We start from the raw sequence: 15,016 nt of genomic DNA on the forward strand, positions 1-15,016 counted from the left end.
CGTGAGGCTTATCTCACGGCTTACTGGGTTGGGTCATCCAGGGTTTTCTTGTCGGTCGCCAATGCTTCAATGCCAGGTGCGCTTGCACTGAGCCACTCATTCAGTTCAATCAGATCTCTCGGGCTGAGTATGCCGGCGGCTTGCTTTAGCCGAAGGGTGTTCGTTACATAATCATAGCGGGCATTGGCGTAATCATTCAGCGCTACATAGTATGCGCGCTCTGCATCCAGCACCTCTACGATGTTTCGGGTGCCTACGTTATACCCCGCGCGGGTCGCATCCAGAGCGCTGCGGCGGGAAATAATGGTTTGCTCCAGAGCAGATGCTGTTTCTACATTGTTGTTAACCGTCAAGTAAAAACTGCGGGTACTCACTCTTACGTCGCGACGTGTCGTGTTCAGTTCTTCCTGGGCTACGGTAACCAGCGAGCGCTGTTGCCGAACGCTAGCTTGCGTTCCGCCACCCGTGTACAGGGGAACGCTTAGTTCAAGGCCGATAACACCCTGGGTTCCTTCCTGCTGTGGAAGTTTGTTGCCATCAAGTTCAGATTTTCCGTAGGAGGCAATCAGGTCTAGCGTTGGCATGTGGCCGGATTTCGCAACGTTCAAATTAGCTTCGTTGGAATTCAGCACTGACATAGCAGCTTGGATCGCCCAGTTCTGTTCAAGAGCCGTCATTTCCCAAGCGGACGGATCCATAGGCTCTGGCTGGCCCAAGGGGAAGTTCTGGCGCAAGTTCTGCAGATCCTCGGAATATTCGCCTGTAAAGCGGGCAAGTTGCTCCCGCGCGATGTTTGTCTGGTTTTCTGCAGCAATCCGAAGGCTTCTGGCATCGTCGTAGCTGGCGCGAGCTTCATAAACTTCTGTAATCGCGATCAGGCCAACATCAAAGCGCTCTTGAGCCTGTTCGTATTGGCGCCGAATTGCAGCTTCACCCGCTCTGGCAGTTGTTACCGTATCTTGCGCCCGCAACACATTGAAATAGGCCGTGGCGACATCAAGGATCAGTTGTTGCTGCGCCAGGTTGTATTGAGCTTGCGCGGCTTCCGTCTGGAATTTACTGGAGTCATACCGAAACCAGTTGTCTGCACGGAACACCGGTTGGGTCAGGCGCACACCGTAGTTCAATGCTTTATAGCTGTCTCCCTGGCCGTTCTTGGGGTCGAAGTCCGTGTGATTTGCATTTGCGTAGGCACCAATTTGGGGCAGCAGAGCACTTTTGCTGATGTCGCTGCCAGCTTGCTGGGATTCGAATCTGGCCTGGGCTGCCGCGATGCCGGAGTCGTAAGAGAGTGCTTTCTCATAGGTCTCAATCAGATCTAGGGAAAGGGCGGGCTGGGCCGCCAAGAGGCCAATGAGTCCGGAAAGCAATCGTTTCTTCATTATTACTCCTGAGTACATGTGCGCGCTTACGCCCAAGTCGGGCGTTGAAAAAGGAATGCCGGATTGCCCACGATAACATGGAGGCAACATCAGTAATGGCATGGCTAAATAAGTCGGCTGAAACAGTCCTGCCATTATGGACAATAATTGCGCTCAGCTCTACACTTGCAAACAGCACTCACTTCGAGTGCTGTGCTTTACAGACTCGCGTCTTGACGGGGTGCTGGCGGCCAGACTTGTTTGGCTAGCCGGCTGAGATTGTTACATCGCAGAACCCGCGACCTGATCCGGATAATACCGGCGTAGGGATTGAGACCAAGCTATCGAAGAGCCAGTGCCACCTGTAAGCCCTCAGGTGCGGGCTCCCTCCGTCATGCGCGACCCGAATTCCAAACTGAATTCCAAAGCAATGTTCCGGGAGCGAATGATGACAGATCTGCCAACCTACCTCAGTGATTCCGCCCGCGTAGATTCCGCCGCGATACAGCCTTTACCAGGATCTCGCAAAGTGTACGTGCAGGGTAGCCGTTCCGACCTGCGGGTGCCTATGCGGGAAATTACTGTACAAGACACGCCAACGGAAATGGGTGGAGAGAAGAGCCCTCCAGTGCTGGTGTATGACACTTCCGGTATTTACACAGATCCTGAAGCCACCATCGACCTGCGCAAAGGCCTTCCCGCCATCCGTGCTGCCTGGATAGCCGAGCGTGAAGACACCGCACCCTTGCAGGATTACACCTCTGAATACACTCGCCGCCGGATGAGAGACCCTCAGCTGGATCCACTCCGGTTTATGGACGAGCGCAAGCCTCTGAGAGCGCTGGCAGGCAAAAACGTTACCCAGATGCATTACGCTCGCAAAGGCATCATTACGCCCGAGATGGAATTTATCGCCATAAGGGAAAATATGAAACTGCAGGAAGCTCGAGAGCAAGGCTTGGCAGAAGATCAGCACCCCGGCCAATCCTTCGGTGCCAGCATTCCAGCAGAAATCACTCCAGAGTTTGTGCGCAGCGAAGTGGCCCGGGGCAGGGCAATCATCCCCGCTAATATTAACCACCCGGAATCGGAGCCCATGATCATCGGCCGCAACTTCCTGGTAAAAATCAACGGCAACATCGGCAACTCTGCGGTTACTTCGTCCATTGAAGAAGAAGTAGAGAAGCTCACCTGGGGCATTCGCTGGGGTTCCGACACCATCATGGATCTCTCCACCGGCAAGAACATCCACGAGACCCGCGAATGGCTCATTCGCAATTCACCGGTGCCCGTTGGCACAGTGCCCATTTACCAGGCGCTGGAAAAAGTAGGCGGTGTTGCTGAAGACCTCACCTGGGAAATCTTCCGGGACACCTTGATCGAGCAGGCAGAGCAGGGCGTAGACTACTTCACCATCCACGCCGGCGTGCGCTTGCATCATGTGCCCATGACCGCCAAACGCACCACCGGTATCGTCTCCCGTGGCGGCTCCATCATGGCGAAATGGTGCCTGGCTCACCATAAGGAAAGCTTCCTTTACGAGCACTTCGAAGACATCTGCGAAATCATGAAAGCCTACGACGTCTCCTTCAGCCTGGGCGACGGCCTGCGCCCAGGCTCCATAGCCGATGCTAACGACGCAGCTCAATTCGGCGAACTGGAAACCCTGGGCGAACTCACCAAGATTGCCTGGAAACACGACGTACAATGCATGATCGAAGGCCCTGGCCACGTGCCCATGCATTTGGTTAAAGAGAACATGGACAAGCAGCTTGAATGCTGTGACGAAGCGCCTTTTTACACCCTCGGCCCACTGGTCACCGACATAGCACCCGGCTACGACCACATAACCTCCGGCATAGGCGCTGCCATGATCGGCTGGTTCGGCTGTGCCATGCTGTGCTACGTCACCCCAAAAGAACACTTGGGTTTACCTAATAAAGACGACGTAAAAACCGGAATCATCACCTACAAAATCGCCGCCCACGCTGCCGACCTGGCCAAAGGCCACCCCGGCGCCCAAATCCGCGACAACGCACTTTCAAAAGCCCGTTTCGAGTTCCGCTGGGAAGACCAGTTCAACCTCGGCCTCGACCCGGACACCGCCCGCGCCTTCCATGACGAAACCCTACCCAAGGAATCCGCGAAAGTGGCGCACTTCTGCTCCATGTGCGGCCCCAAATTCTGCTCCATGAAAATCTCCCAGGAAGTTCGTGACTATGCGGCTGAGCATGGAATTGATGAGATTTCAGCGGTGGATGCAGGAATGAAAGAAAAGTCCCGGGAGTTCGTGGAATCTGGGAGTAAGCTCTACGATAAAGTGTAAGTTCTTAGCCTGATTAGCTGGCTGGGTGCGATCCCGCCAGCTAATGACTGTCCGCGTATTACTGTGATTCACGGGGCAGATGTGGGGGAACGCTTCCCAAAACTGTGCGAAGCCATGGATGGCGTAGCCAAGCGTACATGGACGTATTCACAGCGTGTTTTGGGAAGCGTTCCCGCGCAGCTGTCTTGCACCCAAAGCAGGCTTGCAATAAACAACACCAAACGGCTATCGTGCAAAACCGATTTCATAACAGAGTGAAGCATGACCAAGCCGTTCCAGTTCAAAGCCAGTGATGTCAACGTCGAAAAGCGCGAAACCATCTTTCAAGGCTTCTTCCGCATGGACAAGCTGTGGCTGACCCACCCGCGCTTTGATGGCCGCCAAATGCCGCAGTTTACCCGCGAACTCTTCGTCCGCGGCGACGCCACCTGCGTACTCCCCTACGACCCCGAAAGGGACGAAGTTGTACTGCTGGAACAGTTCCGCCTCGGCGCACTGGGCCGCGAACAGTCCCCTTGGTTGCTGGAATTGGTCGCTGGCATGAACGAAGAAGGCGAAAACAGCGAAGAAGTTGCCCAAAGAGAAGCCGAAGAAGAAGCCGGGCTCAGCTTCAGCAAACTCGAAAAAATCTGCGACTACCTGGTTTCCCCTGGCGGCACTACAGAAATGGTTTACCTCTACTGCGGCAAAGTCAGCACAGAATCCGCCGGCGGCCTGTTTGGCCTGGAAGAGGAAAGCGAAGACATACAAGCCCACGTAGTCTCAGCAGACGAAGCCATCGCCATGATCAGTGACGGGCGCATCAACAACGCAGCGGCAATCATTGCTATCCAGTGGCTGCAGATCAACCGCGCCAGATTGCGGGCAGGGTGGTAGCCATGAATGAATGGACCATGAAACCCAAGCGTTATGTGCCGGATCTGCGCCAGCTGGGAGCTTTGTGTGATGGTAACTACCAGCGCCTTCGCAGATTGCGCCAGCTCAGGGTGGATGATAAGCCTGTGTGCGATATTGAGCTGCACCGGGAAAACGAATACCTGGGCCGCGTCCGCATTCGGGTGCTGCAAACTGCCCGCTATACAGAAACCCTACTGCTTGAACAGATCCACAATAGTGGCCGCTGGCTGAATAACCCGCAGATGACCGTTCGGGTTTACCACGATGCCACCATGGCAGAGGTTATCAGCTGTTATCGCGATACGCAGATAGCGCCCGTGAACGATTATCCTAACCGCTTTATGCACCATCCGGATGAGAAAGCTCAGGTTAATGGGTTTCTCGCCGACTGGCTGGAATACTGTCTGAGGTTCGGACACCTGCCACTTGAATATGGAGCCTGGATTTCCGGGCAGGGTGCCGACTAAGGTTGGACTTGCCTTGCTGGCAACAAGCCGAGCATTATGAAAGGCGGATTCAGTTGGCAAATCGCGCAATATTTTGCCCGTGTTGAGCCAGAATGTGACGCGGGTTCCAGTCGTAAGTGATAAATTCGTTAGCTTACAACGTACACTTGTCGTCAAACCACGGGAACCTGTGTAAAGCGGCAGCCTGTGAATCTGTTCCTTATTGATGGCAGCAAGCAGGCCAAAACATCATGACCTCAACGGAAACCGCCCGCACACTGCGGGTACTGCAGTTAACGGATCCGCACCTGATGGCCAGCGCCGATGGCGCGTTACTCGGTGTAAATACCCGTGACAGCCTCGATGCAGTGATAGCCGAGGCACTCAAGTCCCACGGACAACCAGATCTGATCCTTGCCACCGGCGATCTAGCTCAGGATGGATCAGAAGAGGCTTATCGCACTCTCGGGGACCGCCTTGGTGCTTTTACCTGTGAGTCCGCCTGGATTGCCGGTAATCACGACCATGTTGCGCGTTTGACCGCCGTTGCTGAAGATTACAGCGCAAATCGCCGTCACCTGATGCTGGGCGGTTGGCAATTTGTGCTTCTGGACTCATCCGTACCTGGGGAGGTTCATGGGGAGCTTGCGAAATCCGAGCTGGATTTTTTGGCTGAAACGCTTGAGCGGCACCCGGATGTGCCCGCGCTCGTCACATTGCACCACCACCCCGTTGATATTGATACTGAATGGATGGCAGAAATTGGTCTGAGAAACCGTGAAGCGTTCTGGCAGGTGATTGATCGGTTCCCGCAAGTGAAGATCGTTTTGTGGGGCCACGTTCACCAAACCTTCGAGCAACAGAGAAAGGGTGTGAAGTTGCTGGCGACCCCTTCTACCTGCATTCAGTTTACCTCTGGCTCGCAAAACTTCTCTGTAGATGATCTGGCGCCCGGGTATCGCTGGTTCGAACTCCAGGCCTCCGGCAACTTCACAACGGAAGTTCACCGGGCCCGGAGTTTCGAGTTTGAGCTGGATCAGAACAGCAACGGCTACTGAGCGGCTTCGGCAAGCTCAGGCTCCAGGTCTTCGCTTTCAGCAAATTGCGCTCTCAGCTCCTGGGCAGCCGCTACCATAGCTTCGAGAGCAGGTTTTACCTCTTCCCAGCGCCGGGTTTTCAGACCGCAGTCCGGGTTTACCCACAAACGCTCTGCCGGGATCCGCTCTGCGGCCTTGCTCATCAAGTCGGTTACTTGCGCCACTCGCGGAATGTTCGGGGAGTGGATGTCATACACCCCTGGGCCTATATCGTTGGGATACTCAAAACCCTTGAATGCATCCAGCAGCTCCATGGCAGAACGCGACGTTTCGATGGTGATCACATCCGCATCCATTCGGGCAATGGCCCCAATGATGTCGTTGAACTCCGAATAGCACATGTGGGTGTGAATCTGGGTGTCATCCTGCACGCCATTCGCACTGATGCGGAAGGCTTCGATGGCCCACTCCAGATAGTTGTTCCAGTCGGATTGGCGCAGTGGTAAACCTTCGCGCAATGCGGCTTCATCAATCTGGATAATCCCTACGCCGGCCTTTTCCAGATCCTGCACTTCTTCACGTACGGCCAGAGCCAACTGCAGGCAGGTGTCCTTGCGTGGCTGGTCATCCCGCACGAACGACCAGTTCAGAATGGTTACAGGGCCAGTAAGCATGCCTTTCATGGGCTTGTCGGTCAGGGACTGGGCGTATTTGGTCCAGTCTACGGTCATGGCGTTGGGGCGCGCGATGTCACCAAACAGAATGGGTGGTTTCACGCATCGGGAGCCATAGGACTGCACCCAGCCAAAGCGGCTGAACACATAGCCTTCCAACTGCTCGCCAAAATACTCCACCATGTCGTTGCGCTCGGCCTCACCATGCACCAACACATCCAGGCCAAGTGCTTCCTGTTGCTCAACACAGTAGGCAATTTCCTGGTGAATCCGCGCGGTGTAGTCCTGCTGGCTCAGGTTGCCCTGGCGGAACTCTTTACGTACCTCACGAATTTCCGGTGTTTGCGGAAAAGAGCCAATGGTGGTGGTTGGATAAGCGGGCAGTTTGAAGCGTTCCTGCTGCAATTTGATCCGCGTACTGAATGGGCTCTTGCGCTGGCCGTGTTCCGGGGTGATGGCTGCGACTGCTTTGGCAACGGCGGGGTTATGAACCCGAGACGACTGGCGCCGGCTGTCGATGGCCTCCTGGTTGTCCGCCAGTTCCTTGGCCACAGCCTCTCGGCCTTCATCAAGTGCTTTTGCCAGCGTGGCTAATTCCAGCAACTTCTGGCGGGCAAATGCCAGCCAGTTGCGCACTTCGGCATCCAGCGTGGTTTCACTTTCCAGATCAACCGGTACGTGCAGAAGTGAACAGGACGGCGCGAGCCACAAGCGCTCGCCCAGCTTTTCCTTTAATGGCTCCAAAAGGTCCAGCGTGGCATTCAGATCCGTTTTCCAAATGTTGCGACCATTGATCACACCGAGGGACAAGATCTTATGCGCAGGCAGCCAGTCGGCCAGTCGCGACACCTCATTCGCTGCACTGATAGCATCCAGGTGGAAGCCCGCCACAGGCAGTTCGCAGGCAAGTTGCAGGTTTTCCCGTAGCTCGCCAAAGTAAGTGGTGAGCAGCAGTTTAACCGGAGCGGTTTTCAGTTCGTGGTAGGCGAGAATAAAGGCATGCTTCCAGTCGGCATCCAGCTCAGTAACCAGTGCCGGCTCATCTATCTGCACCCATTCGGCACCGGCATCGGCAAGCTTTGTCAGTAACTCGGTGTATACCGGCAGCAGCTTCTCCAGCAGCTGCAAACGGTCGGATTCATCTTTGGCCTTTCCCAGCCATAGATAGGTAACCGGGCCGATGATGACAGGCTTGGTGTTTACACCCTGGGCACGGGCTTCCGCCAGTTGCACCAGAATGCGATCAGCGTTCAGGCTGAAGTCCGTATCGGCACTGAACTCCGGCACTATGTAATGATAGTTGGTATCAAACCACTTGGTCATCTCGCCCGCATGCACACTGCAGCAGGCGCTGTCGCTGGGGGAGCGGCCCCGGGCCACACGGAAATACTCATCCAGTGGCGAACCTTGCTGGGCGCTTGCCCGCTCCGGCAAATTGCCGAGGGTGGCGCTCATGTCCAGTACCTGATCGTACAGCGAAAAATCGCCTACCGGTGCCAGAGCAAGGCCTGCCTGCTCTTGCCAGTTTTGCGCCCGCAACCCGGCGGCGGTTTCCTGCAACGCTTGTTCGCTGGACTTGCCGTTCCAAAGCGCTTCCAGAGCAAATTTCAGTTCCCGGCGAGCGCCGATGCGCGGGTAGCCGAGGTTGTGAGTAGTGGTCATCCGGAACTCCTGAATCTGTGTTTGTTGGGTTATTGATAGGAGTTGCCAGATTAGCGCTCGGGGTTGATGAATAATAATGGTATTATTTCAGGGTTCTATTAATTTCACTCATGGGTGCCGAATGATTGAACGTAACCACCTGGAGCTTCTTCGAGCCGTTGAAACTGAAGGGTCTCTCACGGCTGCGGCGAATCGCCTTCACCTTACCCAGTCAGCATTAAGTCACTCTGTTCGTAAACTGGAGCAGCAGTTGGGCACCCCGATTTGGTTGCGGGAAGGGCGCCAGCTGCGGTTAACCCAGGCGGGTAGTCACCTGTTGGCACTGGCGAATCGCCTGCTGCCCCAGTTTGAACATGCGGAAATGCTCATCGGCCAGTTCGCCAGAGGACAGGCCGGCACCCTGCGTATCGGAATGGAGTGCCACCCCTGTTACCAGTGGCTGTTAAAAGTTGTTGGGCCTTACCTGGAACAGTGGCCGTCAGTGGATGTGGATGTAAAACAGAAATTCCAGTTTGGGGGTATTGGTGCTTTATTTGGCCACGACATCGACATGCTGGTCACCCCCGACCCGCTGCACAGGCCGGGATTGGTGTTTAAGCCAGTGTTTGATTACGAGCAGGTACTGGTGGTTGCCGCTACCCACCGGCTCGCAGGCAAACCTTGGGCAGAAGCAGCGGATCTGGAAACGGAAACCCTGATTACATATCCTGTGGCGATCGAGCGGCTGGATGTGTTCAATCACATACTGGTGCCCGCAAACATGCGCCCGGCCCGCCACAAAACCATCGAGACCACCGATATCATGTTGCAAATGGTGGCCGCAGGCCGTGGCGTGGCGGCCTTGCCCCGTTGGCTGGTGACGGAATACAGCGAACGGTTAGGTATTGTTCCGGTGCAGCTGGGTAAAGATGGCATCGCCAAACAGATATTTCTCGGTTGCCGCGAGCGCGATGTGGGAGTGCAATACATGGATTCCTTCATGAAGCTGGCGCGGGAGGTTCGCTGGCGTTAAGGTTTCGGTTACACTGCCCAAAAATTTTGTCAGGAACTACACTTATGAGCGAAACACCTCCCGATCTCAAATACATTGAAACCCACCAGTGGGTGCGCGTAGACGCCGACGGCACCGCCACGGTGGGCATTACCGACTACGCCCAGGAGCAGTTGGGTGACGTGGTTTACATTGGCGTTCCCGAAGTGGGAGAAACCGTTACCGGCGGCGAAGAAGCCGGCGTTGCCGAATCCGTAAAATCCGCCTCCGACGTGTTCAGCCCGGTAACCGGTGAGGTTGTCGAGATTAACGAGATTCTGGAAGATGAGCCGGAGAAGGTTAACGAAGACCCGTATGGCGATGGCTGGATGTTCAAGGTAAAGCTTGCCGACAAAGGTGAACTTGATGGGTTGATGGATGCTGATACCTATGCGGAGCATGTGGCGGCGGCTGAGTAACTTTTTTCAGTATTCTGGTGTGCAGTTTATAGGCAATGCCAATGTTGAAGCAGTCGGGGCGCGCCTCCCAAAACTGTGCGGAGCCATGGATGGCGGAGCCAAGCGTACAGGGACGTATCCACAGCGTGTTTTGGGAGGCGCGCCCCGACTGCGTTCCCAGCCCGTGTGTGGCCGTCGTCAGTTAATGTATAATCCCCGCCCTGAATTTCTTCCCCAAGGTGGCAGCAATGAATTTCCCGGTTTTATATCTACGCAAAGGCGCGGAGCGCAGGCTTCGGGCTGGCCATCTTTGGGTTTACAGCAACGAAGTCGACATCCAGCGCTCGCCGCTAACACAGTTTGAGGCCGGCACCCAAGCCGAACTGCGGGCATCCAATGACAAACCGCTCGGAGTGATATTCGTAAACCCCCACGCCCTCATCTGCGGCCGCTTGATCAGCCGGGATGCCGCACAGGGCATGACACCAAATCGCCTGACCAAACGCATGGAAACAGCCCTGGCGCTGCGGGACCGGCTGTTTGATAAGCCATTTTACCGCTGGGTCTTCGGCGACAGTGATGGCTTATCCGGGCTGGTTATAGACCGCTTTGGCGATACCGCAGTGGTACAGATTTCCACCGCCGGCATGGAACAGATGAAAGAATCCATTGTTCGAGCAGTTCAGCGCCTGATTCAACCGAAAGCCATCATCCTCAAAAACGATGGCAAGATGCGCAGCGTTGAAGGGCTGGACAGCTACATTGAGCAAGCCCACGGCCCGGAAGCGACTCTGTTGGAAGTAGAGGAAAACGGCGTGCGCTTCGAAGTGCCCCTGGAAGGCGGCCAGAAAACCGGCTGGTTTTACGATCACCGCATGAATCGCCAGCGCCTGCAGGCCTATGCGCCGGGTAAACGGGTGCTGGACGTGTTCAGTTACGTGGGGGGCTGGGGTATTCAGGCGGCCTGCGCAGGTGCCACTCAGGTTACCTGTGTGGACAGTTCCTCAAGCGCCATTGATTCCGTGCATCACAACGCCAGGCTCAACGGCCTGGAGAATATGGAAACCATTGAGGGTGATGCCTTTGAAGCGCTTAAAGCACTGGCGGAAGAAAAGGAAAAGTTTGATATCGTTGTGCTGGACCCGCCCGCATTAATTCCCCGCCGTCGCGACCAGAAAGCGGGGGAGCAGGCCTATGCACGCTTGAACCAGTTGGGGTTGCGGCTGCTGGAACGGGACGGGATTCTTGTGTCTGCCTCCTGCTCCATGCATCTCTCCCAAGAGAAACTGGTGGATATCATCCGTGGCAGTGGCCGAAAAATTGATCGCTTTGTGCAGTTACTTGAACAGGGGCATCAGGCGCCGGACCACCCGATTATTCCGGGTATTCCCGAAACCGACTACATCAAATCCTGCTTCGTGCGGTCTCTTACTGGCTTTATGTGATGCTGACACCGGGCCTGCTCCCACAAAGAAGCAGGCCCGGTTCTGCCCAAGCGGCCGTCAGTCGCGAAGTGACATAACATCCCAGCCCTTGCTTCGGGCGAACTCCTCCAGCGTTGAATCCGGGTCAACCGCAACCGGGTTCTCCACTTTCTCCAGCAACGGCAAATCATTGTGTGAATCGCTGTAGAACCAGGCGCCGTCCATGGTTGCACCTGTCGCGGCCAGCCAATCATTCAGTCGGGCAACCTTGCCGTCCTGAAAACTCGGAATACCTGCAATTTTGCCGGTGTAGCTACCGTTGACCAGCTCTGGCTCAGTCGCAATCAGATGGTCAACCCCCAGCACATCGGCAATGGGCTCGGTCACAAACCGGTTGGTGGCGGTAATGATCATCAAGGTATGGCCGCGCTCCCGGTGGCTGCTCAATAGTTCGCTGGCTTTCTGTTGCAGCATGGGGCGCACTTTTTTGTCCATGAACCTCGCCCGCCACTCCAGCAGGTTATCCATGCTGTGTATCGAAAGAGGCTGCAGCGCGAATTCAAGGTACATCATTATGTCGAGCTCGCCGTTCAGGTAGTCCTGATAAAAGCGATCATTGGCTTGGCGATAAGCCTCGGCATCAACAATGCCTTCCTCTACAAGAAACTCACCCCAGGCGTGATCGCTGTCACCAGCGAGCAGGGTGTTATCCAGATCAAAAATTGCGAGCGTCAAGCGATTACCTCCGGGAAACAGGGCTAGCGGAAAAGCGGTATCTTACCATGGGCAGTGGTGGACAGCTGCGTTTGCCGAAGTCTTGGGATTCTGTAAGAATGAGCGCAACTTGGAAAAATCCGACCGGTAAATATCTCACCGGTCTGCCGACTTTATTTAAGAGGACTGTGCCGTGATCGATTCAGACGGTTTCAGACCCAATGTCGGAATCATTCTGGCCAACCACCGGGGAGAAGTTCTCTGGGCAAGGCGAATAGGGCAGGACTCCTGGCAGTTTCCCCAAGGCGGTATTAATCATGAAGAATCGCCGGAAGAGGCACTGTATCGGGAGCTTGGAGAGGAAGTTGGCCTGGGCGCCAATGATGTTGAAATCATCAGTTGTACCCGGGGCTGGCTGAGGTATCGCCTTCCCCGCAGGATGGTACGGCATAACTCGCACCCCGTTTGCGTGGGTCAGAAACAGAAATGGTTCCTGCTGAGGATGTTATCACCCGATGCTCAAGTGCGCGTTGACCGCACGGATTCACCCGAATTCGATGGTTGGCAGTGGGTTAGCTACTGGTATCCGTTGGGACAGGTGGTTTCCTTCAAGCGCGAAGTGTATCGACGTGCGCTGAGAGAGCTTGCGCCAAGACTGTTCTATAACATGGAGCAGTGGCAGCGGAGCGAGCACAACCGGCGCTTAAAGGATCAGGCAAAATGACGGACTGACACACCTATGCTGAGCATTCTGCGAAGTCTTGTACAAGAGGTAAACAGCGCCCGGGATCTCTCGGAAGCGCTGGGTATTATCGTGTCGCGGGTGCAAAAGGCGATGAACACCGAGGTGTGTTCGGTATATTTGCTGGATCCGGCTTCCAACCGCTACATTCTGATGGCAACGGAAGGTCTGTACCCCAAGGCCGTAGGCAAAGTGAGCCTGGCCCACTCAGAAGGTCTTGTGGGCCTTGTAGGCTCCCGAGAGGAGCCTATCAATCTTGAAGACGCACCTTCCCACCCCCGTTACCGCTATTTCCCCGAAACCGGCGAGGAGCGCTTTCGCTCGTTTCTTGGGGTTCCTATTATTCACCACCGCCGGGTGCTTGGTGTTCTTGTTGTTCAGCAGCGCGAGAGTTCCCGGTGTTTTGATGAAGGTGAAGAGGCATTTCTGGTTACGGTTTCTGCTCAGCTGGCGGGAGTTATAGCCCACAGTGAGGCAACCGGTGCCATTAGCGGCCTGTCGCTCACTGGGGAAGAGGCCCGTGACGTCAGCTTCAACGGTGTGCCAGGCGCCCCGGGTGTAGCCATTGGCCATGGTGTGGTGGTCTACCCGGCGGCAGATCTGGATGTTGTTCCCGATAAGCCAGCGGAAGACCTGGAGTTCGAGCTGGAGCTATTCCAGTCGGCTGTGCAGGCAGTGTGTGAAGATATTGGGCAAGTGGCAAAACGCCTGACATCGCGGCTTCGCCCGGAGGAGTTAGCGCTGTTTGATGTCTATCTTCGCATGTTAAGTGACGAAGCCTTGCCCGGCGAGGTCAATAACCGGATTCGGGAAGGAAATTGGGCTCAGGGCGCGCTCAAACAGGTTGTTCAGCATTACGTTCGTCATTTTGAAATGATGGATGATCACTACCTGCAGGAACGGGCCGTCGATATCCGCGATCTCGGCCGCCGTCTGCTTTCCTATCTGCAAGAGGGAGAGCAAAAGGATCTGAACTACCCGGAACAGACGGTTCTGGTCAGTGAAGAACTTACGCCTGCCATGCTCGGAGAAGTACCTCGTGGGCAGTTGGTGGGCCTGGTTTCGGTCAAGGGCTCCAGTAACTCCCACGTCGCCATTCTTGCCCGCGCAATGGGCGTACCCACGGTTATGGGGCTGGTGGATATTCCTGTGAACCAGCTTGATGGCAAGGAGATGATTGTTGATGGCTTTGAGGGGCAGATTTTCGCCTCTCCATCGTCAGATCTCAGGGCATTCTTTCAAACCATTTGCGAGGAAGAGGCTGAGCTTGACCGCGGGCTGGAAGCGCTCAGGGATAAGCCCTGTGTAACCACCGACGGCCACCGGGTGCCTCTGCTGGTAAACACCGGGCTGATGACCGATGTGGTGCGCTCACTGTCACATGGTGCTGAAGGCATAGGCCTCTATCGCACCGAAGTGCCCTTCATGATCAAGGATCGCTTTCCGTCGGAGCAGGAGCAGCGACAATATTACCGGGAACAACTGGAAGCCTTTGCGCCGAACCCGGTAACCATGCGCACTCTCGATATTGGTGGCGACAAAGCGCTGACCTATTTTCCCATTGAGGAAGAAAACCCGTTTTTGGGCTGGCGGGGCATACGGGTAACTCTGGATCATCCGGAAATCTTCCTGGTTCAGATGCGGGCCATGCTCAAGGCCAGTGAAGGCCTGAACAATCTCCAGATTATGTTGCCAATGGTCAGCAATGTCTCAGAGGTTGAGGAATCTCTGCACCTTATTTACCGGGTATATCACGAGGTGCGAGAAGAAGGTTTTGGTATTCACATGCCCAAGGTAGGCGTGATGGTGGAAATACCGGCTGCGGTTTACCAGGTTCGTGAGCTGGCGGACCGTGTGGATTTTCTATCTGTAGGTTCAAACGACCTCACCCAGTATCTGCTTGCGGTAGACCGTAACAACCCCCGGGTTGCTCAGCTCTACCATTCATACCACCCCGCTGTTTTGCAGGCGTTGGTGCGTATTGCCCAAGATGCCCATGCGGTGGGTAAGCCGGTGGGTATCTGCGGCGAGCTGGCGGGGGATCCCGGTGGTGCAGTGCTGCTGATGGCTATGGGCTACGATTCCTTGTCCATGAACGCGGCCAGCCTGCCAAAAGTAAAGTCCGTGATTCGCAGTGTTAGCCGGGAATGGGCGGTAAAACTTTTGAAAGACGTACTATTACTGGATTCTCCCCATGTGATCAAAAGCTGTGTAGACCTTGCGTTACGCAATGCCGGGTTCGGACGCTACCTGAGGCCTGGTATATCCAGTAGTGTAGCTATTGTGGAGCAGGCTGCCTCCTGAG

The 15,016-nt window shown here is 55.4% G+C and carries 12 protein-coding genes and 1 riboswitch; of the genes, 9 read left to right on the forward strand and 3 right to left on the reverse strand.

Annotated features, from left to right (window positions below):
• Nucleotides 1-20: 20 nt before the first annotated feature.
• Complete coding sequence (locus CDH47_RS16330; RefSeq protein WP_100641249.1) at nt 21-1,382, reverse strand: TolC family outer membrane protein; 1,362 nt, start codon at nt 1,380-1,382, stop codon at nt 21-23.
• A 206-nt stretch (nt 1,383-1,588) separates the two neighbouring features.
• A riboswitch (TPP riboswitch) is annotated at nt 1,589-1,708 on the forward strand.
• A 101-nt stretch (nt 1,709-1,809) separates the two neighbouring features.
• On the opposite strand from CDH47_RS16330, the gene thiC reads away from it, so the two are divergent.
• The 4 genes from thiC to cpdA all read left to right on the forward strand — a co-directional run bounded on the left by thiC (nt 1,810) and on the right by cpdA (nt 6,088).
• Entirely contained in the window at nt 1,810-3,687 is a 1,878-nt protein-coding gene (thiC, locus tag CDH47_RS16335) for a phosphomethylpyrimidine synthase ThiC (protein ID WP_100641305.1), read from the forward strand.
• A gap of 261 nt (nt 3,688-3,948) precedes the next feature.
• Nucleotides 3,949-4,563: an NUDIX domain-containing protein gene (locus tag CDH47_RS16340; RefSeq protein WP_100641251.1), complete on the forward strand. Its 615-nt coding sequence runs from the start codon at nt 3,949-3,951 to the stop codon at nt 4,561-4,563.
• 2 nt (nt 4,564-4,565) lie between these two features.
• A complete protein-coding gene (locus tag CDH47_RS16345; protein WP_100641253.1) occupies nt 4,566-5,051 on the forward strand; it encodes a DUF1249 domain-containing protein in 486 nt (161 codons plus the stop codon).
• Between the two features lie 230 nt (nt 5,052-5,281).
• Nucleotides 5,282-6,088 (forward strand): 3',5'-cyclic-AMP phosphodiesterase, encoded by an 807-nt coding sequence (cpdA, locus tag CDH47_RS16350; RefSeq protein WP_100641256.1) that lies wholly within the window; start codon nt 5,282-5,284, stop codon nt 6,086-6,088.
• Here cpdA and metE read toward each other — a convergent pair.
• Nucleotides 6,082-8,403, reverse strand: coding sequence for a 5-methyltetrahydropteroyltriglutamate--homocysteine S-methyltransferase (metE, locus tag CDH47_RS16355; RefSeq protein WP_100641258.1), 2,322 nt, complete (start codon nt 8,401-8,403; stop codon nt 6,082-6,084). The genes cpdA and metE overlap by 7 nt on opposite strands.
• 121 nt (nt 8,404-8,524) lie before the next feature.
• Between metE and CDH47_RS16360 the strand changes: the two genes are divergently transcribed.
• The 3 genes from CDH47_RS16360 to CDH47_RS16370 all read left to right on the forward strand — a co-directional run bounded on the left by CDH47_RS16360 (nt 8,525) and on the right by CDH47_RS16370 (nt 11,276).
• On the forward strand, nt 8,525-9,415 hold the full coding sequence (locus CDH47_RS16360; protein WP_100641260.1) for a LysR family transcriptional regulator: 891 nt from the start codon (nt 8,525-8,527) through the stop codon (nt 9,413-9,415).
• 44 nt (nt 9,416-9,459) lie between these two features.
• A complete protein-coding gene (gcvH, locus tag CDH47_RS16365) occupies nt 9,460-9,852 on the forward strand; it encodes a glycine cleavage system protein GcvH (RefSeq protein ID WP_100641263.1) in 393 nt (130 codons plus the stop codon).
• Between the two features lie 227 nt (nt 9,853-10,079).
• Nucleotides 10,080-11,276, forward strand: coding sequence for a class I SAM-dependent rRNA methyltransferase (locus CDH47_RS16370; protein ID WP_100641265.1), 1,197 nt, complete (start codon nt 10,080-10,082; stop codon nt 11,274-11,276).
• 57 nt (nt 11,277-11,333) lie between these two features.
• Here the strand turns inward: CDH47_RS16370 and CDH47_RS16375 are convergent, their stop codons facing one another.
• Nucleotides 11,334-11,990 (reverse strand): histidinol-phosphatase, encoded by a 657-nt coding sequence (locus CDH47_RS16375; protein WP_100641267.1) that lies wholly within the window; start codon nt 11,988-11,990, stop codon nt 11,334-11,336.
• A 172-nt stretch (nt 11,991-12,162) separates the two neighbouring features.
• Between CDH47_RS16375 and CDH47_RS16380 the strand changes: the two genes are divergently transcribed.
• Nucleotides 12,163-12,693, forward strand: a complete 531-nt coding sequence (locus CDH47_RS16380; protein WP_100641269.1) for an RNA pyrophosphohydrolase — start codon at nt 12,163-12,165, stop codon at nt 12,691-12,693.
• 15 nt (nt 12,694-12,708) lie between these two features.
• Nucleotides 12,709-15,015, forward strand: coding sequence for a phosphoenolpyruvate--protein phosphotransferase (gene ptsP, locus CDH47_RS16385; RefSeq protein WP_100641271.1), 2,307 nt, complete (start codon nt 12,709-12,711; stop codon nt 15,013-15,015).
• The last annotated feature ends 1 nt before the right edge of the window (nt 15,016 follow it).

The organism is Marinobacter salexigens (genome assembly GCF_002806945.1).
GTDB classification, from domain to species: Bacteria; Pseudomonadota; Gammaproteobacteria; order Pseudomonadales; family Oleiphilaceae; genus Marinobacter; species Marinobacter salexigens.

Excerpts from the sequence above, each read along its gene's own strand:
- CDH47_RS16330 (WP_100641249.1), bottom strand. The coding sequence starts at position 1,382 with ATGAAGAAACGATTGCTTTCCGGACTCATTGGCCTCTTGGCGGCCCAG.
- thiC (WP_100641305.1), top strand. The coding sequence starts at position 1,810 with ATGACAGATCTGCCAACCTACCTCAGTGATTCCGCCCGCGTAGATTCC.
- CDH47_RS16340 (WP_100641251.1), top strand. The coding sequence starts at position 3,949 with ATGACCAAGCCGTTCCAGTTCAAAGCCAGTGATGTCAACGTCGAAAAG.
- CDH47_RS16345 (WP_100641253.1), top strand. The coding sequence starts at position 4,566 with ATGAATGAATGGACCATGAAACCCAAGCGTTATGTGCCGGATCTGCGC.
- cpdA (WP_100641256.1), top strand. The coding sequence starts at position 5,282 with ATGACCTCAACGGAAACCGCCCGCACACTGCGGGTACTGCAGTTAACG.
- metE (WP_100641258.1), bottom strand. The coding sequence starts at position 8,403 with ATGACCACTACTCACAACCTCGGCTACCCGCGCATCGGCGCTCGCCGG.
- CDH47_RS16360 (WP_100641260.1), top strand. The coding sequence starts at position 8,525 with ATGATTGAACGTAACCACCTGGAGCTTCTTCGAGCCGTTGAAACTGAA.
- gcvH (WP_100641263.1), top strand. The coding sequence starts at position 9,460 with ATGAGCGAAACACCTCCCGATCTCAAATACATTGAAACCCACCAGTGG.
- CDH47_RS16370 (WP_100641265.1), top strand. The coding sequence starts at position 10,080 with ATGAATTTCCCGGTTTTATATCTACGCAAAGGCGCGGAGCGCAGGCTT.
- ptsP (WP_100641271.1), top strand. The coding sequence starts at position 12,709 with ATGCTGAGCATTCTGCGAAGTCTTGTACAAGAGGTAAACAGCGCCCGG.